This window comes from Bacillus sp. AK031 (assembly GCF_053903065.1).
In genome coordinates this window covers 2,931,339-2,948,672 of the sequence record NZ_CP096424.1, presented here as the reverse complement: position 1 = coordinate 2,948,672, position 17,334 = coordinate 2,931,339, and the positions used below count along the sequence as shown (strand labels likewise).

Here is a 17,334-nt window from a genome sequence, read left to right as displayed (position 1 = left end):
ATCAGGAAATGGTAACAGAACGTTTATCCTTTTTCGCATCCCTATACCGGGTGGATGAAAACCCTACACTCGGCATGTGGCTTTTATACTTTACGATCATCGCATTATCGATCCTTGTGTATAAATTGGGGTTTGCAAAAAAATTGCCGGTTCTCAAATCGGCCGTCATTTATTTTTTCCTTGTTGCAGGTTCAACAGTTTTGACCTTTTTAGGAATTTTCCTTCCTGTAGCAGAGGGGCTGGTTGTCGCCGCCTTGATTCTGATCATTTATAAAATCAGGCTCCGTAACCATAAAAAAGAAGAAATTAGTTCATAAAGAAAAGCAGAGGAGAAGTCCTCTGCTTTTTGCTGTTTGGAAATTATAAACTTAAATTCAGGAGTTCTTGTTCTCTCATTTCTTCAATAAGGAATACATCCATGTCAATGAAATTAGATATATAAGATGCCCTGCTGCCCAGTAGGACAAGGCTGTCCAGTTTGTCAGTGCCGGCACATCTTTAATGGCAAGGAAGGATAAAGGAAAATATAAGAGCAATGCCGGAATGGTCAAAGCAGCTGCTAATAGAAAGCTTTGACTGGTTTTTAGTCTTCGCTTGCATGCAAGATAATAAAAAATTATACCTAACACAACCGACACTATAAGGTGAAAAGTAAATTCCATATATTCCGGCCAGCTGACTCTGCCTATCAATGGAATGAAGTCAACATTCAACAGGAGGGTGTATACTTTTTGTCCTGTTACTCCCTGTACAAACTTAAGGCTTGCCCCAAGGAGAATGCCTGCGATGATTCCTGACAAAGTGCCTTTATAAAGGAAGGACTTAGAAGTCATTTTTTGATTTCGCTGAGCGGTATAGCCTGAAGTTTCCTGAATCAGCACGTTCTTGGGTTCTTGTGGTGATTCTTGCATGGCATTTTTTGCACATATAAGTATGGATTGGTCGGTTTCTTAACCTTTTGGCTACCAGAGATTCATCATCAATCGATTCAATCACATCACACAGAGTGCATTTCACTCTCATATTAGACACCTCCATGTCCAGATGCGTTAGTCTATTTTTCTTTTTTTAGTATATCATGTAGTAAACAGGATTTCTTCTTTTGGATTTTCTTTTCTGAAGGTTGTATGGAGGAATAGGCTGTATAATGATTTTTTTATTTCATTAGTACGACACTTCTCACTTCTTTTCACAATTTCTTCAACTTTCCTGAAGGATTTGTAGTTGATGGTATTGTTATTCAGTTTTAAATGCGAAATATTTTATTCATTCACCCATATTCCTAAGTGAGACAAAGATCAATCTGGATTGGACATAGCCATCTTTTCAGGAAGTGTTGTATAATGTAGGTAATCGAGGGAGGGATTTCATTGGCAAACCGAATTGAGGCTAAGTTGATTCCTGCTCTATATGAAGAGTTGCAGCAAGAACGATTTATTACCGTTTCGACAGTTGATTTTGAAACAGGCGGTCCTAATGTAAGTGCAATTTCATGGGCTTATGCTGCAAGTGAAGAAGCAATTTTGTTTGCTGTTGACAGCCGGTCAAGAATTGTATCCAATGTGCAGAATAATCCACTTGTCGTTTTGAATATCATTGCAAATGAATCCTCCTACTCCATAAGCGGACGAGCGGTATTAAAGTCAGAAAAGTTAGCGGAAGTCCCAATTAAACTAACGCTCATTTCCCTAGAAATCAGTGAGGTTAGGGATGTCATGTTTTATGGAGCGAAAATTTCTGCAGAGCCGGTTTACGAAAAAACATACGATAAAGATGCGGCCGACCGTCTGGATCGGCAAGTGTTGGAAGCCATGAAAAAAGCTTGATTTCCCTTAGCTTTTTCATGGCTTCTTTTATTTTGCATCTGATTATCGGTTAATGTAGTTATTAGATTGATCTTCTTGCTTTTCTTTAAGTTCCCCTTCATTTTGTTCATTTATTTTTTTCTTTGGCTGTTCAGGAGCTTCTTCAGGGTTGATTGGCTGTGTATTCTTTGGAAGTTCCGGCATCAGGCGTCCGGCTATATCTGATAATTCGTTAAGTACTCCTTGGACGGGCCTTCCATTTTGGATGTCATTGCCTACCTCCTGAAGGCGTGCATAAAGGTCAGGATCAGCTACGATGACAGCCTGTGCTCCATGAGGGTCATCTTTGAGAGCTTCTGCTACAGAATATTTAATCGTTCCGACTTCTGATCGCTCAACTCTGGCATCAACATCTATGCCTACAAATGCGTAATTACCCAGAACCACAGCAGTAGCATCTTCTACATCGGGCACAGAGGTTGCAATTTTCACTAAATGCTTAGAAACTTCCTGGCCAGGCGGGTTTTCTTGCTGTTGTTCTTCAATATCACTGTTTTTAACTGTAATGGGTTTGGGGTTGTTTTCGTTTGCATTGTTGTCATTTGCCAATTGATTGTTTTGATTACACCCGGAAATCAAGGTTGCCAGTAATAAAATCATTAGTAGTTTTTTCATTGTGAAACCTCCGATTTTTATATCTGTATCTCTTATTGTGTAATTTTCTTCTATATTTATACCTTTGTTCATATATTTTAAGCAACGGGCCGTCCTATTTAAGTGGACTCTTAAGTAATAACCGGATGAAGAGGGTCTACATACAATAGTATTAAGAATAGAGGAGCAGGAGGCATCGATTTGAAAAAAATTTATGTATTAGATACCAATGTCTTGTTGCAAGATCCGCAAGCGATTTTTTCCTTTCAAGATAATGAAGTTGTAATTCCGGCTGTAGTTTTAGAAGAAGTTGACAGCAAAAAACGTTATATGGATGAAATAGGAAGAAATGCAAGGCATGTATCGAAATTAATTGATAGCTTAAGGCAACAAGGAAAGCTCCATGAAAAAATACCGCTTCATAATGGCGGGTCTTTACGTATAGAGTTAAATCACCGTTCTTTTCATCAACTGCAAGAAATATTTGTTGAGAAGACAAATGATAATCGAATTTTGGCGGTGGCGAAAAATCTGTCACTTGAAGAGGAGACAAAAGAAAACGGCCGTTTGGTAATATTGGTCAGCAAGGATACACTTGTCAGGGTAAAAGCTGATGCATTGGGATTACAGGCTGAAGACTTTCTAAGTGACAGAGTAGTGGATGTCAGTGATATCTACAGCGGTTTTATCGAAATTTACATTCCTAAAGATTTGCTGGATACATTTTATGAAAAGGGCGAGATACCGTTATCCAAATTTACTCAGCATCCTTTCTATTCCAATCAGTTCCTGTTGATGAAAGACTCACTGGGAAGTTCTGCTTCTGCTGTGGGAATAGTTGATGCTTCAGGGAAACATGTAAGGAAGCTCGTTTATGATCAGGACCATATATGGGGAATCAAGCCGAGAAATGTACAGCAGACGATGGCGATTGAATTGCTATTGAGAGATGATGTACCATTGATCACAATGGTAGGAAAAGCAGGGACTGGAAAAACATTGCTTGCCCTTGCTGCCGGACTCCTTCAAACAGAAGATTTGCAAGCTTACAAAAAGCTTTTGGTGGCAAGGCCGATTGTGCCAGTTGGGAAAGATATCGGTTTCCTGCCTGGGGAAAAACAAGAAAAGCTGAGACCATGGATGCAGCCCATCTTCGATAATCTTGAATACCTATTCAATACTAAAAAACCAGGTGAATTAGATGACATTCTTGCAGGAATGGGTTCGATAGAAGTGGAGGCCTTAACTTATATTAGGGGACGAAGCATACCGGAGCAGTTCATCATCATTGATGAAGCTCAAAATCTGACAAAGCATGAAGTGAAAACCATTTTGACCAGGGTAGGGGAGAAGAGTAAGATTGTCTTAATGGGGGATCCGGGGCAAATTGACCATCCATATCTGGATGAATATAATAATGGCCTGACCTATGTAGTGGAAAAGTTCAAGGATCATCCTGTGGCTGGCCATATCAAGCTCATGAAAGGTGAGCGATCCGGTTTAGCTCAGCTGGCAGCAGATATATTATAGAGTCTCAAAAAAAACACATTAATACTATATGAAAAAACGATTCAGGTGTTCCTGAATCGTTTTTTCATAGCTATTTGATCTCTATGCCTCTGACATTCTTGATGGGGTTGTCTTTGTTTGAGCCGTCCCTATAGTAAACATGAACAGGGCCATCTTCTTTCAATGGTTTGCCATCCTTTGAGAATCCAAGCAGAATTTCTTCTCCTTTGGTGAGAGGCAATGTAATATTTTCCTCTGCATCTGCAGTGTTAATAACAATGGAGCCTGCTTCCTTATCGGGCTGGGCGTTTAATAAGAACGGGGCAAGAGGTATTCCGAATGAGCCGTTCAATATCTTTTCTTTTTGGTACTTTTTCTCGGTTTTAAGTGTAGGTGGGGATGTGGCTCCCTCCTGGATTTCACGGGACCAGTTTCTGGACATGTTTTTTGTATATTCATCTAATTCATTCGCAGCCTTTTCTGTGTCCTCAAAATATGTATTTAAATCTACCTTCCTGTCATCAAAGATCCAAACGCCCGGATCCAGGGTAATCCGGAATTTAACTTTACCGGTTAAAGGTACAATTGAAGTATCCATGGTGATTCCCTCCATCTATGTAATGAATCCAGTATATCAGATTATGGCTCCTTTCACATCTCTGCAAAGGTTTCTTATGAGTAACTGTTCTGTATGTAGGGAAAACATATAGGGATAATAAACAGTGGGATAGGAGGTCCAGGATGTACGTAGATGATAAAATACTGGCAAGAATGGTTGAAGAAGCCCGTCCGATTTCTTCAGAAGGGAGATTGGTCGATTATATACCTGCTTTAAAGAAAGAAAATAAAGACGATCTCTCTGTTTCTGTTTGTTTCCTCAACGGAGAGTTTTTCTCTGCAGGTGATTATCAGGAAAAATTTACTCTGCAGAGTATCTCAAAAGTGATTACTTTAGCTTTGGTCTTGATGGATAACGGAGAGGAAGAGGTATTCTCGAAAGTGGGAATGGAGCCGACCGGGGATCCTTTTAATTCCATCATCAAACTTGAAACAAACCGGTTGTCAAAACCCCTGAACCCAATGATCAATGCGGGTGCACTTGCTGTGACAGATATGATTAAAGGTGCAAACAATGAAGAAAAGTGGGAAAGGTTATTGGCGTTTGTTAGGCGGTTAACCGGTGACGATGAAGTGACTTACAATAACGAAGTCGCAGAATCTGAATTCAATACGGCATTTTTGAATCGTTCCCTCGGGTATTTTATGAAACAGCATGGAATCATCAAGGGGGATATAGAACATTTAATCTATGTCTATACCAAACAATGTGCAATTGAGATGAACTGCCAGGATCTGGCCAAAATTGGAGCGGTGTTTGCCAACGACGGGGTTGACCCGGTTACCGGCAAACAATTGATCACCCGTGATGTGGCTCGTATCTGTAAAACGTTTATGGTAACTTGCGGAATGTATAACTCATCAGGGGAGTTTGCCATCAAAGTCGGAATCCCTGCCAAGAGCGGTGTTTCAGGCGGCATTATGGGTTCAGTGCCCAGGAAGTGCGGTATAGGCATCTTCGGCCCTGCACTTGACGACACAGGAAACAGTATAGCGGGATTGAGGCTGCTTGAGGTAATGGGTGCTGAGTATAAATGGAGTATATTTTAGTCTCCAGTGGAAGGCTGCCAGTCCGGCTGAGCGGGACACCTCTACTTTTCTTTCATCCAGTTCCAGCGGCCAGCGGCTAGCAGATTACGGTCTCCCTCCTTGCGATAAGTCATCATCGAATCGCTGCGCTCTTCGTGATTCCTTTATCTCATACGGAAGCCCTAAAATCTGTACGCCGCTGAACGGCCGCTTCCACTTTCGTTTTTTCCTTGCATTTTTGTACGTTTAGCGATAAAATTTTAAGATAAGAGAGTCGCTATTTGTACGGAATGGGGGGATCATTATGGCGTCTGAGATGAAAATCGACCATCGTGAAAAAGCCTATCAGCTGCTGAAGGCTGACGCAGAAAAAATATTAAAGCTTATTAAAGTACAGATGGATAATTTAACGATGCCCCAATGTCCTTTATATGAGGAAGTGTTGGATACTCAAATGTTCGGATTATCCCGTGAAATAGAGTTTGCAGTCCGTCTGGGACTTGTAGACGAGGCAGATGGAAAGACCCTTATGGATTCTTTGGAAAGAGAGCTTTCTGCTTTGCATGAAGCCTCCACGAAAAAATAAATAAACGTCAAAACTCAAACAAAAAGCAACTGCTTGTTTGGGTTTTTTTACTAGGCTCAGGTGTACTGCCTTTTCTATTTAAGAGGAAGGATTTTCTTTTATCTAAATAGAATATCTTTAAAAAAGGGATAGGAAGAGATTATGCTTATAAAAAAAATATTAAAATCGTACGATTATTCGTTGATAGCTGTTTATATTTTTCTGTGCTTTTTCGGCTTGATCATGATATATAGTGCAAGTATGGTAATGGCGGTTGAATTTTATGAAGCCAGCAGTGACCATTTCTATAAGAAGCAGCTTTTTAATATTTTAATTGGATTTGCAGCTTTTATTTTCGCGGCTGCCTTCCCCTACAAAGCATTTACGCGAATCAAGTTTGCCTTGAAGCTGGTGATGTTCCTTACAATCGGCCTCTTGATTGCCGTTCATTTTATCGGTGTGGAAGTGAACGGTGCCCAAAGCTGGATCAATATCGGATTCATGCAAATACAGCCATCCGAGTTCGCCAAGCTGTCCGTCATTATTTACCTTTCAGGTGTATATGCCAAAAAGCAAGCATACATAGATCAGTTGAATGTTGGCGTAATGCCGCCTTTACTCCTTTTTGGGTTTGTTTGTTCATTGGTTTTCCTTGAGCCGGATTATGGTACTGCCGGCATCATCTTTGTTATTGGGTGCTTTGTTATTCTTTGCTCAGGGATCAGCTTTAAAATGTTTTTTAAGCTGGGAGGAATTGGCGCATTATTCTTCCTGCTTCTTTCCCCGGTTATCTATTTGGGCAGGAACTATATCTTCACTGACGAAAGAATGGGGAGAATTCATGCATACCTGGACCCTTTTAAATATGCACAGGGTGAAGGATACCAGCTGGTGAATTCTTATTTAGCAATAGGAGCAGGCGGCATAAAAGGACTTGGCCTTGGACAGGGAGTGCAGAAGCTGGGCTATCTGCCGGAGTCACATACTGACTTTATCATGGCCATTATTGTAGAAGAACTAGGCCTCCTGGGGGTTTCATTTGTCATTTTGGGACTGGCCTATATTGTCTTAAGGGGGATTTACACTGGAATAAAAAGCAGGGACCCGTTAGGTACTATGTTGGCCATAGGGATTTCGAGCATGATAGGGCTTCAGGCTTTCATTAATTTGGGCGGGGTATCAGGTGTCATACCTATAACAGGAGTTCCGCTACCTTTTGTGAGTTACGGAGGATCGTCTCTTCTGGTTTTGTCCTTATCTATGGGGGTTCTCGTCAATGTGTCGATGTTTGTCAAGTATGATGAAAAATACAGGACGAAAAAAGAAAATCCTGCAGAACATAGCAGAGACACAAAAAATATATACAGTATTCATCAGTAAAATGAACACGGGCTGGTTAATAAGGAGATTTTCTTTAGGGATCAGCCCTTCAATATAAGTGGATTTGTTAGAAAAATCAAAATCTTAATTTGGGTATTCCAGATCCACATTTGTATTACATAACTTACATGATTATTGCCAAAGGAGAGGTTAAGTTGAAAAAATTTAATAAAGTATTGGTTGCGAACCGTGGAGAAATAGCTATTCGGGTTTTTCGTGCATGTACAGAATTGAACTTGAGGACGGTCGCCGTTTATTCTAAAGAAGATTCAGGGGCCTATCACCGTTATAAAGCGGACGAAGCTTATCTGGTCGGCGAAGGGAAAAAACCTATAGACGCTTACCTTGATATAGAAGGGATTATTGAAATTGCCAAAAAAGCAGACGTGGACGCAATCCATCCTGGTTACGGCTTTCTTTCAGAAAATATCAATTTTGCCAGACGGTGTGAAGAAGAAGGCATTACTTTCATCGGGCCTCATTCCGGACACCTTGATATGTTTGGGGATAAAGTGAAAGCAAGGCATCAGGCCCAATTGGCCAACATTCCTGTGATACCTGGAAGTGACGGGCCTGTTAATGGTTTGGAGGAAGTAGTCCAATTCGGAAAAACACATGGGTATCCAATTATCATTAAAGCCTCTCTTGGCGGAGGCGGAAGAGGAATGAGGATTGTAAGAGGCCCTGACCAGGTTAAGGAATCCTTTGAAAGAGCTAAATCCGAAGCAAAAGCAGCATTCGGAAACGATGAAGTTTATGTAGAGAAGTTTGTGGAGAATCCGAAGCATATTGAGGTTCAGATTCTTGGGGATGAGCAAGGAAACATTATCCATCTATTTGAGCGGGATTGTTCGGTTCAGCGCAGACACCAAAAAGTGGTAGAGGTTGCACCTTGTGTTTCCCTTGATGAACAGCTTCGTGATGATATATGTAATGCTGCTGTCCAGTTGATGAAAAATGTGGACTATGTTAATGCAGGGACGGTTGAATTCCTTGTTGCAGATAACAGGTTTTACTTTATTGAAGTTAACCCAAGGGTACAGGTTGAACATACCATTACAGAAATGATCACCGGAGTAGATATTGTCCAGTCACAAATCATGATAGCAGAAGGCCATGAACTGCATGGCAGCAAAATAGCGATTCCTTCTCAAGAGGAAATTAAGATTCACGGATATGCCATTCAATCAAGGGTAACGACAGAAGATCCATTGAATAATTTTATGCCTGATACCGGGAAAATCATGGCGTACCGTTCGGGTGGAGGATTTGGTGTACGGCTTGACGCTGGAAACGGGTACCAGGGAGCAGTCATTACCCCTTTCTATGATTCTTTGCTGGTGAAAGTTTCTACTTGGGCACTGTCATTTGATCAGGCAGCTTCAAAAATGGTCCGGAACCTCCAGGAGTTCCGAATTAGAGGGATCAAAACAAACATTCCTTTCCTTGAAAATGTAATCAAACATGATCAATTCCTGACAGGCCAATATGACACATCGTTTATAGATACAACTCCGCAGCTATTTATATTCCCTAAGCGGAAAGACCGCGGAACAAAGATGCTCTCATATATCGGCAATGTTACAGTAAACGGGTTCCCGGGAATTGAGAAAAAGAAGAAACCGGTATTCGATAAACCAAGAATACCAGCGTTCAATGACTTGCCTGAGGTAAAGGAAGGAACTAAACAAATCCTCGATAACCACGGTGCAGAAGGATTGGTGAATTGGATTAAGCAGCAAAATAATGTGCTGCTGACAGATACGACATTCAGGGATGCACACCAATCACTGCTTGCAACCAGGGTCAGAACCAATGACTTGAAGCAGATTGCAGAGCCGTCTGCCCGCCTGATGCCTGACCTCTTTTCGTATGAAATGTGGGGAGGGGCGACATTTGATGTTGCCTATCGTTTCTTAAAGGAAGATCCATGGGCCAGGTTGATTACTTTAAGGGAAAAAATTCCGAACGTTCTATTCCAGATGTTGTTAAGAGCGTCAAATGCGGTAGGTTATAAAAATTATCCCGATAATGTGATAAGGGAGTTTGTGGAAAAATCCTCTTTTACCGGGATTGACGTATTCCGTATCTTCGACAGCCTTAACTGGGTGCAGGGAATGGAAACGGCAATTGATGCGGTAAGGCAAAATGGCAAGATTGCGGAAGCGGCCATTTGCTATACGGGAGATATACTTGATCCATCAAGAAAAAAATATGATACCCAGTATTACAAAAACCTTGCCAAGGAGCTTGAAGCACAGGGAGCGCACATCCTGGCGATTAAAGATATGGCCGGATTGTTAAAGCCTCAAGCTGCATACCGCCTGATTTCTGAGCTGAAGGATACGGTGGATATACCGATTCATCTGCATAGCCATGATACAAGCGGAAATGGAATATATATGTATGCAAAAGCGATTGAAGCAGGAGTGGATATTGTTGATACTGCTCTTGGTTCAATGTCAGGTTTAACATCCCAGCCGAGCGCAAATTCACTTTACTACGCAGTGAAAGGAACAGAAAGAGAGCCGAAGGTGGATGTAGGTTCGCTCGAAAAGCTTTCCCATTATTGGGAGGATGTCAGAAAGTATTATAAAGACTTTGAAAGCGGAATGATGTCCTCGCATACAGAGGTATATCAGCATGAAATGCCTGGCGGACAGTACAGCAACCTGCAGCAGCAGGCAAAAGCCGTTGGATTGGGAGATAGATGGGAAGAAGTAAAAGAAATGTACTCAAGAGTGAACCATTTGTTTGGAGATATTGTCAAAGTAACACCTTCTTCGAAAGTTGTCGGGGACATGGCGTTATTTATGGTTCAAAATGACTTATCTGAAAGTGATGTTCTTGAGCGTGGAGAAAAAATTGACTTCCCTGACTCTGTTATTGAGCTCTTTGAAGGATATTTGGGGCAGCCTTATGGAGGATTTCCGGAAAATCTCCAAAAAGTTATATTAAAAGGCAGGCAGGCGATTACTGTCAGACCGGGAGAGCTTTTGGAAGACGTCGACTTCGGTAAACTAAAAGAAAAGCTGTTTAAAGACCTTGACCGCCAAGTTACAAGCTTTGAGGCAATCGCGTATGCCCTGTATCCAAAAGTGTTTATGGAATACAGCCAAACTGTCGATGCATTTGGGGATATCTCTGTACTTGATACCCCTACATTCCTTTATGGAATGAGGTTGGGAGAAGAGGTAGAAGTAGAAATAGAAACAGGAAAAACGCTGATAGTAAAACTGATTTCGGTTGGCCAGCCACAAGCTGACGGAACGCGCATTGTTTACTTTGAGCTTAATGGACAGGCTCGTGAAGTTGTCATAAAGGATGAAAACATTAAAGCAACTGTGACTTCCAAAATAAAAGCAAATCCTAAAAACGAAAGCCATATCGGTGCGACAATGCCAGGAACGGTAATAAAGGTTATCACTGAAAAAGGCGAAAGGGTCAATCAGGGAGATCACCTGCTTATCACGGAAGCAATGAAAATGGAAACTACCGTGCAAGCGCCATTTTCTGGTGTGATCTCATCTGTCCATGTAAATAATGGAGATGCTATTGCACCAGGGGACCTGCTAATCGAAATCGAACGTGGGTAAGCTTTAAGGCAATGTGCCATATCTTATGTTTTGTCTCAAAACGAAATAAAAAAGGATGGGGAATGATTTCCCCATCCTTTTTGTTATTCTCTTATTTTCGAAGCTTGCTTCTGGAAGCCAGGAGATTAAAGTAACATAAAAGTCCAAATAAGCAAGAGATGATTAAGGCGTGTGCCAATGCTACAAAAAGATTTAATCTGGTGAACACAGTCAATGCACCTGTTGTTGCCTGAAGCACTACCAAAATGAAAGCGATAATCCAGCCCCAGTATATGACTTTTTGGTGTTTATGATTTTTATATGCAAGATAGGCAGCATATGCAATCCAGAAGAAAATCAGTGCAGCTGCAAATCTATGTCCCATTTGTATCCATTCATACATATTGGAAGGCAGTGAGGGATCGTTATTAATACACAGCGGCCAATCCCGGCAAACCAGGCTGGAGTTAGTGTGGCGTACAAGTGCGCCTGTGTAGACCACTATATAACTGTAAAGGGTGATGCCGAGAATGTGAAACCTCATCTGGCGGTCAATCACCAGTTTGTCAGCATCGAACTTTTTATCCACTTCAAATATCAGGAGTGTTAAAAGAAGTACTGCAGCAAAAGAAATTAAGGATATACCGAAATGAAGCGCAAGAACGAAGTCTGACTGTGCCCAGATAACCGCTGCTGCCCCGATGAGAGCTTGTGCTGCCAGAAAGAAAAAGGAAAGAGCGGCAAGAAGTTTCGTCTCCCTTTTGTAACCGATTGCTTTCCAAGACCATATAGCGAGTGCAAGGACAAGGATCCCTACGCTGCCTGATACAAGCCTGTGAGAAAGTTCAATAACGAGTTCGAACGTAATTTGGCTCGGAACCAATTCTCCGTTGCAAAGCGGCCAGGAACGACCACACCCCATTCCTGATTCAGTTTTAGTCACAAGCGCCCCTCCCAGCAATACAAAGAGCATTCCCAGGGTCGTTATGACACTTAGCCATTTTAAACCTTTATGCAATCTATTCACCTTCTTTAAAATAAGCTGTGTAATTTTGATAAACTACTATATTAGTCAACAAACATAATAAGAAAAAATATACTGAAAAAATGTATGCCTTTAAGATAATACAGAATAAACCCTCAAAAAACAACAGATAAAATGTTACAGAAATACGAGAATGCTCTTCTTTATCCCATGTTTTATACTAGATTAAAAGAAATATGAAAATAGCCTGAATTGTAATGAAAATGACGAATGTCTGTAAGCGTTTTTATTCTTTTTATGTTATGATATTGAAGTGAAATGCTTGTAATTTGAAAGGAAACCGGATGACACAATATCGCCATATTTCCATCCGTTCTATTTCACAAAAAGAAAAAAATCTGTGGTTTAATATAATATTGACAGCAAAAATATTGAATGTGTTTTGGGCTGGCATACATGGAATCCAGATATCCTGAGAGAAAAATCTACTAAATTACTGTGTGATTATAGAAATGGTTTTGGAATTCCTTTATAGTATAGAGGTGAGGAAAGCCTCTGGTTATTTAAGAGAGAGGAGGGGGAAAGATGTCTAACAGCAGAGTAGTTGCAGATATGAAGGAAGCTGATATCCCCGTTACTACAGCTTGGAAAGACTTTTTAGCCCTTATTAAAATTGGTATTGTAAATTCCAATTTGATTACTACGTTTACAGGTATGTGGTTAGCCTTTTACTTCACTAATACACATTTCCTCAATTCTCTTGACACGATGTTCCTTACTCTTGCGGGATCCGCACTTGTCATGGGAGGGTCATGCAGCATCAATAACTTTATTGACCGCGACATCGACCATTTGATGGAGAGAACAAAAGGACGGCCTACGGTAACAGGCAAGATTACCGGCAGCAAAGCGTTGCTGATTGGATTGCTTATGGTCACTATAGGAACTGTTCTTTTATTTATGACAACTGTAACAGCAGGCGTTATAGGTATTATCGGCATTTTCAGTTATGTCGTTCTTTATACAATGTGGTCAAAAAGACAGCATGTGAGCAATACAGTCGTGGGTAGTATTTCAGGCGCAGTTCCTCCGCTGATCGGATGGGCTGCAGTAGATGCTGACCTGAGTTTGATGGCATGGATGCTGTTCGCAATCGTTTTCATTTGGCAGCCGCCGCATTTTTATGCGTTGGCAATGAAACGCTGTGAAGAGTACAGAGCGGCCAACATTCCTATGCTGCCGGTTGTAAAAGGATTCGCAGCCACCAAGAATCACAGTGTTGCCTGGGTAGCAGCATTGCTGCCAATCCCGTTCTTCTTATTAGAATTGGGCCCAGTGTTTTTTGTTCTGGCCACTGCATTCAACATCGGGTGGTTAGCTTTGGCTCTTTGGGGTTATAAAATGAAGGATGACCTAAAATGGGCAAGGTTGATGTTTGTTTATTCTTTGAACTATTTGACCATTCTTTTTGTAGCGATGGTTATTGTAACCGTCATCTAATGAATTCGGGAATTCTTTCTTTAGGAAATCCATATAAAATAAGTTTCAGTCCTTGTTTTATCAAAAAGTACATTACACGAAAGAGGGGTTTGATTAAGCTATGAAAGCAAGGCTATCTAAATGGCGTCTATTATCGATTTTCACGCTATTGGCGCTCGTTCTTTCCGGCTGTGGAGAGCCATTTGTTTCTACATTACAGCCAGCCGGTGAAGTGGCACAGATGCAATATGATCTTATGATTCTGGCTACAGTTATCATGGTTCTCGTTATAATAGTAGTTGCAATTGTATATTTTGTTGCCATCGTCCGTTTCCGTCGCAAGAAAGGTGACGAAAATAAGATTCCTAAGCAAGTTGAAGGAAGCCATACTCTGGAAATTATCTGGACTACAGTTCCGATTATTCTTCTTTTGATATTGGCAGTTCCTACCGTCTCAGCAACATTTAAATTGGCTGATACGGATGCTATGGAAGTTAAAGATGCTGAAGGCAACCGTGAAGCACTTGTGGTGAATGTTCGTGCCAACCTGTACTGGTGGGAATTCGAATATCCAGATCAAGGAATCATTACTTCACAGGATCTTGTAGTGCCTACAGACAGAAGAGTATATTTCAATGTCACTGCTTCTGATGTGAAACACTCATTCTGGATTCCTGCCGTCGGTGGTAAGATTGATACAAACGTGGATAACGTGAATACTTTCTTCCTTGATTTTGACAGCGAGGCAGCTGATGAAGTAGGAAATCTATTCTATGGAAAATGTGCTGAGCTTTGCGGACCATCGCATGCTTTGATGGACTTTAAAGTTAAAGCTATTTCTCAGGATGATTTCAACAGCTGGGTAACAGCCATGCAGGAAACTGAAGAGCCTGCTCCAACAACTGAATTGGCACAGCAGGGCCAAGAAATTTTCAACCAAAAATGTTTGAGCTGCCATGCTGTTTCAGGACAGGATCAAAGACCTGAACAGGCTCGTCTGGCTCCAAACCTTGCCAACTTCGGTGAGCGTTCCCGTGTAGCAGGTATCTTGGAACACAACGAAGAGGAATTGAAAAACTGGCTTGTTGATCCGGAACAATACAAACCGGGCAATAAGATGACTGGCACTTATGGTAAGTTAAACGAACAAGAATTAGATGCCCTTGCAGAATATCTGATGGGCTTGAAAGTACAAGATTAACTAGGGGAAAGTAAAAGGGAGGTTTAATCGTGAGTAGCTATGCACAAAAGACAGGTTTTGGTGCCACTCTTTGGGACTACTTAACTACAGTAGACCACAAGAAGATTGCTATCCTCTATCTGGTTTCAGGTGGATTCTTCTTCTTGCTCGGTGGACTTGAAGCCTTGATTATACGTATTCAGCTTGCCGTTCCAAACAGTGATTTTATTAGTGCAGGCTTGTACAACGAAGTTTTGACAATGCACGGTACGACGATGATTTTCTTGGCAGCCATGCCGCTGATCTTTGCATTTTTAAATGCAGTCGTTCCTTTGCAAATCGGTGCACGCGATGTTGCGTTTCCATTCTTGAATTCACTAGGTTTTTGGCTTTTCTTCTTTGGAGGAGTATTCCTGAACCTATCTTGGTTTTTGGGTGGGGCGCCAGACGCTGGGTGGACTTCTTATGCTTCATTAGCAATGCATTCGGAAGGACATGGAGTGGACTTCTATGTCCTGGGGCTTCAGATTTCAGGTGCAGGTACGCTTATTGGTGGTATTAACTTCCTTGTTACCATCATCACTATGCGTGCGCCTGGTATGACTTATATGCGTATGCCTCTATTCACATGGACGGCATTTGTAACATCCGCTCTGATCTTATTCGCATTCCCGGCTTTAACAGTCGGATTGTTCTTAATGATGTTTGACCGCATGTTCGGTTCTAACTTCTTTGATGTGGCTGGTGGAGGAAACACAATTATCTGGGAGCATTTCTTCTGGATCTTTGGACATCCTGAGGTATATATCTTAATCTTGCCGGCATTCGGTATTTTCTCAGAAATCATTCCTACGTTTGCGAGAAAGCGCCTGTTCGGATACTCTTCAATGGTATTTGCTACAGTCCTTATCGGATTCCTAGGATTCATGGTTTGGGCCCACCATATGTTCACAGTTGGCCTAGGTCCGATTGCCAATGCAATTTTCGCTGTTGCCACAATGGCAATTGCTGTTCCAACAGGTATCAAAATCTTTAACTGGTTATTGACAATTTGGGGCGGAAGCATATCTTTCACGACTCCAATGCTTTATGCGGTTTCTTTCATCCCGACATTCACACTCGGTGGTGTTACGGGTATCATGCTTGCATCTGCTGCGGCAGATTACCAGTTCCATGATACGTATTTCGTAGTAGCTCACTTCCATTACGTAATTGTCGGTGGGGTGGTACTTGCACTATTAGCAGGAACACATTTCTACTGGCCGAAAATGTTCGGTACTATGTTAAATGAATTCTTAGGTAAGATCACTTTCTGGCTGTTCTTCATTGGATTCCATTTAACATTCTTCATCCAGCATTTCCTAGGACTAATGGGGATGCCTCGCCGTATCTGGAAGTTCCTTCCTGGACAAGGATTTGAAACAGGAAACCTTGTTAGTTCCATTGGAGCAGGATTTATGGGTATTGCTACAATCGTGTTATTGATAAATATCATTATGACTCAAGTCAAAGGTGTGAAAGTCGGCAATGACCCATGGGGTGACGGACGTACATTGGAATGGGCTATCCCATCTCCGCCTCCATTCTATAACTTCAAGCAGACTCCGCTTGTTCGCGGCTTGGACGCTTGGTGGTTAGAAAAAATGGAAGGAAAGAAAGAATTGACTCCTGCTGAGCCAATCGGAGATATCCATATGCCGAACAACTCCATCCTTCCATTCATCATGTCTGTAGGCTTGTTCGTTGCTGCATTTGGAGCAATGTACAGAGTGGATGACAAAGCATGGGCAATACCTGTTTTAGTGATTGGAATGCTGATCACGCTTGGAGCTATGTTCTTCCGTTCAGTTATTGATGATCATGGTTACCATGTACACAAAGAAGACCTTCTTGATGATTCTGATAAAGGAGGTAAGGCATAATGCATACTGAAGAAAAATTCACGCCAAAAACTTGGCCGGCTGCGCCTGAGAAGGCTACACTTGAAGCCAAAAATAAGTTCTTGGGATTCTGGTTCTTCCTAGGTGGAGAAACGGTATTATTCGGATCGCTGTTTGCAACTTACCTTGCATTGAAAGACAGTGTTCCAAGTCCAGATCATGCACTTGCGAAAGATATATTTGATCTTCCGCTTGCATTTGTGGCAACAATGCTTCTTTTAACTAGTTCATTGACAAGTGTTTATGCAATGTACCATATGAAGAATTACAACTTTAAAAGTATGCAGGCATGGCTTCTGATTACAGTTCTTCTTGGCTTAGGATTCCTTGGCTTAGAAATTTACGAGTTTAATCATTATGTCCATGAATATCATCATACTTTTACAAGTAGTGCTTTCGGTTCGGCATTTTATACGCTTGTAGGGTTCCACGGAGCCCACGTAGCCTTCGGTTTGCTGTGGATCATCTCGTTAATGGTCCGGAATGCAAAACGCGGATTAAGCTTATATAATGCACCAAAGTTTTATGTAGCCAGCCTTTACTGGCACTTTATCGATGTCGTGTGGGTATTCATCTTCACGGTAGTATATCTTATGGGAATGGTGGGATAAACTG

Annotated in this window: 16 protein-coding genes; 11 read left to right on the top strand and 5 right to left on the bottom strand. The window is 41.5% G+C overall.

Translation table 11 applies throughout. The features are described from left to right. The first annotated feature begins 8 nt into the window (after positions 1-8). Complete coding sequence (locus M1E09_RS15140; protein ID WP_456271677.1) at positions 9-317, top strand: YlaH-like family protein; 309 nt, start codon at positions 9-11, stop codon at positions 315-317. 75 nt (positions 318-392) lie between these two features. Here M1E09_RS15140 and M1E09_RS15135 read toward each other — a convergent pair whose 3' ends face one another. Together M1E09_RS15135 and M1E09_RS15130 are read right to left on the bottom strand one after the other, a co-directional pair. Continuing rightward, entirely contained in the window at positions 393-833 is a 441-nt protein-coding gene (locus M1E09_RS15135; RefSeq protein WP_456271676.1) for a hypothetical protein, read from the bottom strand. After that, on the bottom strand, positions 823-1,023 hold the full coding sequence (locus M1E09_RS15130; protein ID WP_456271675.1) for a YlaI family protein: 201 nt from the start codon (positions 1,021-1,023) through the stop codon (positions 823-825). Before M1E09_RS15130 ends, M1E09_RS15135 begins: the two co-directional genes overlap by 11 nt. Positions 1,024-1,370: 347 nt before the next feature. On the opposite strand from M1E09_RS15130, the gene M1E09_RS15125 reads away from it, so the two are divergent. Continuing rightward, positions 1,371-1,826: a pyridoxamine 5'-phosphate oxidase family protein gene (locus M1E09_RS15125; protein ID WP_456271674.1), complete on the top strand. Its 456-nt coding sequence runs from the start codon at positions 1,371-1,373 to the stop codon at positions 1,824-1,826. Between the two features lie 42 nt (positions 1,827-1,868). Here the strand turns inward: M1E09_RS15125 and M1E09_RS15120 are convergent, their stop codons facing one another. Further along, positions 1,869-2,480 (bottom strand): YhcN/YlaJ family sporulation lipoprotein, encoded by a 612-nt coding sequence (locus tag M1E09_RS15120; protein ID WP_456271673.1) that lies wholly within the window; start codon positions 2,478-2,480, stop codon positions 1,869-1,871. Positions 2,481-2,660: 180 nt separating this feature from the next. Here M1E09_RS15120 and M1E09_RS15115 point away from each other — a divergent pair, with 180 nt between their 5' ends. Further along, positions 2,661-3,989 carry a PhoH family protein gene (locus M1E09_RS15115; RefSeq protein ID WP_456271672.1) on the top strand — a complete coding sequence of 443 codons (1,329 nt, stop codon included), beginning with the start codon at positions 2,661-2,663 and terminating at the stop codon, positions 3,987-3,989. A gap of 70 nt (positions 3,990-4,059) precedes the next feature. Here the strand turns inward: M1E09_RS15115 and M1E09_RS15110 are convergent, their stop codons facing one another. Further along, complete coding sequence (locus M1E09_RS15110; RefSeq protein WP_456271671.1) at positions 4,060-4,566, bottom strand: peptidyl-prolyl cis-trans isomerase; 507 nt, start codon at positions 4,564-4,566, stop codon at positions 4,060-4,062. Between the two features lie 143 nt (positions 4,567-4,709). Here M1E09_RS15110 and glsA point away from each other — a divergent pair, with 143 nt between their 5' ends. From glsA to pyc, 4 genes are all read left to right on the top strand, one after another. Continuing rightward, the gene (gene glsA, locus M1E09_RS15105) at positions 4,710-5,636 is read left to right on the top strand and encodes a glutaminase A (protein ID WP_456271670.1); all 927 of its coding nucleotides are present in this window, start codon (positions 4,710-4,712) and stop codon (positions 5,634-5,636) included. A gap of 283 nt (positions 5,637-5,919) precedes the next feature. Then, on the top strand, positions 5,920-6,201 hold the full coding sequence (locus M1E09_RS15100; protein WP_456271669.1) for a YlaN family protein: 282 nt from the start codon (positions 5,920-5,922) through the stop codon (positions 6,199-6,201). A 141-nt stretch (positions 6,202-6,342) separates the two neighbouring features. Continuing rightward, positions 6,343-7,560 (top strand): FtsW/RodA/SpoVE family cell cycle protein, encoded by a 1,218-nt coding sequence (locus M1E09_RS15095; protein WP_456271668.1) that lies wholly within the window; start codon positions 6,343-6,345, stop codon positions 7,558-7,560. 155 nt (positions 7,561-7,715) lie between these two features. Next, positions 7,716-11,156, top strand: a complete 3,441-nt coding sequence (pyc, locus tag M1E09_RS15090) for a pyruvate carboxylase (protein ID WP_456271667.1) — start codon at positions 7,716-7,718, stop codon at positions 11,154-11,156. Between the two features lie 91 nt (positions 11,157-11,247). Here pyc and M1E09_RS15085 read toward each other — a convergent pair whose 3' ends face one another. Next, entirely contained in the window at positions 11,248-12,153 is a 906-nt protein-coding gene (locus M1E09_RS15085) for a COX15/CtaA family protein (protein WP_456271666.1), read from the bottom strand. 552 nt (positions 12,154-12,705) lie between these two features. Here M1E09_RS15085 and cyoE point away from each other — a divergent pair. The 4 genes from cyoE to M1E09_RS15065 all read left to right on the top strand — a co-directional run bounded on the left by cyoE (position 12,706) and on the right by M1E09_RS15065 (position 17,330). Further along, entirely contained in the window at positions 12,706-13,620 is a 915-nt protein-coding gene (gene cyoE / locus M1E09_RS15080; protein WP_456271665.1) for a heme o synthase, read from the top strand. Positions 13,621-13,720: 100 nt separating this feature from the next. Continuing rightward, positions 13,721-14,800 (top strand): cytochrome c oxidase subunit II, encoded by a 1,080-nt coding sequence (gene coxB, locus M1E09_RS15075; RefSeq protein ID WP_456271664.1) that lies wholly within the window; start codon positions 13,721-13,723, stop codon positions 14,798-14,800. Positions 14,801-14,829: 29 nt separating this feature from the next. After that, on the top strand, positions 14,830-16,701 hold the full coding sequence (gene ctaD / locus M1E09_RS15070; RefSeq protein ID WP_456271663.1) for a cytochrome c oxidase subunit I: 1,872 nt from the start codon (positions 14,830-14,832) through the stop codon (positions 16,699-16,701). Further along, positions 16,701-17,330, top strand: a complete 630-nt coding sequence (locus M1E09_RS15065; RefSeq protein WP_456271662.1) for a cytochrome c oxidase subunit 3 — start codon at positions 16,701-16,703, stop codon at positions 17,328-17,330. The genes ctaD and M1E09_RS15065 overlap by 1 nt, the downstream gene beginning before the upstream one ends. The last annotated feature ends 4 nt before the right edge of the window (positions 17,331-17,334 follow it).

Bases quoted from the DNA above. Each gene is read 5' to 3' on its own strand.
- M1E09_RS15140 (WP_456271677.1), top strand. From the start codon at position 9: ATGGTAACAGAACGTTTATCCTTTTTCGCATCCCTATACCGGGTGGAT.
- M1E09_RS15135 (WP_456271676.1), bottom strand. From the start codon at position 833: ATGACTTCTAAGTCCTTCCTTTATAAAGGCACTTTGTCAGGAATCATC.
- M1E09_RS15130 (WP_456271675.1), bottom strand. From the start codon at position 1,023: ATGAGAGTGAAATGCACTCTGTGTGATGTGATTGAATCGATTGATGAT.
- M1E09_RS15120 (WP_456271673.1), bottom strand. From the start codon at position 2,480: ATGAAAAAACTACTAATGATTTTATTACTGGCAACCTTGATTTCCGGG.
- M1E09_RS15110 (WP_456271671.1), bottom strand. From the start codon at position 4,566: ATGGATACTTCAATTGTACCTTTAACCGGTAAAGTTAAATTCCGGATT.
- glsA (WP_456271670.1), top strand. From the start codon at position 4,710: ATGTACGTAGATGATAAAATACTGGCAAGAATGGTTGAAGAAGCCCGT.
- M1E09_RS15100 (WP_456271669.1), top strand. From the start codon at position 5,920: ATGGCGTCTGAGATGAAAATCGACCATCGTGAAAAAGCCTATCAGCTG.
- M1E09_RS15095 (WP_456271668.1), top strand. From the start codon at position 6,343: ATGCTTATAAAAAAAATATTAAAATCGTACGATTATTCGTTGATAGCT.
- cyoE (WP_456271665.1), top strand. From the start codon at position 12,706: ATGTCTAACAGCAGAGTAGTTGCAGATATGAAGGAAGCTGATATCCCC.
- coxB (WP_456271664.1), top strand. From the start codon at position 13,721: ATGAAAGCAAGGCTATCTAAATGGCGTCTATTATCGATTTTCACGCTA.
- M1E09_RS15065 (WP_456271662.1), top strand. From the start codon at position 16,701: ATGCATACTGAAGAAAAATTCACGCCAAAAACTTGGCCGGCTGCGCCT.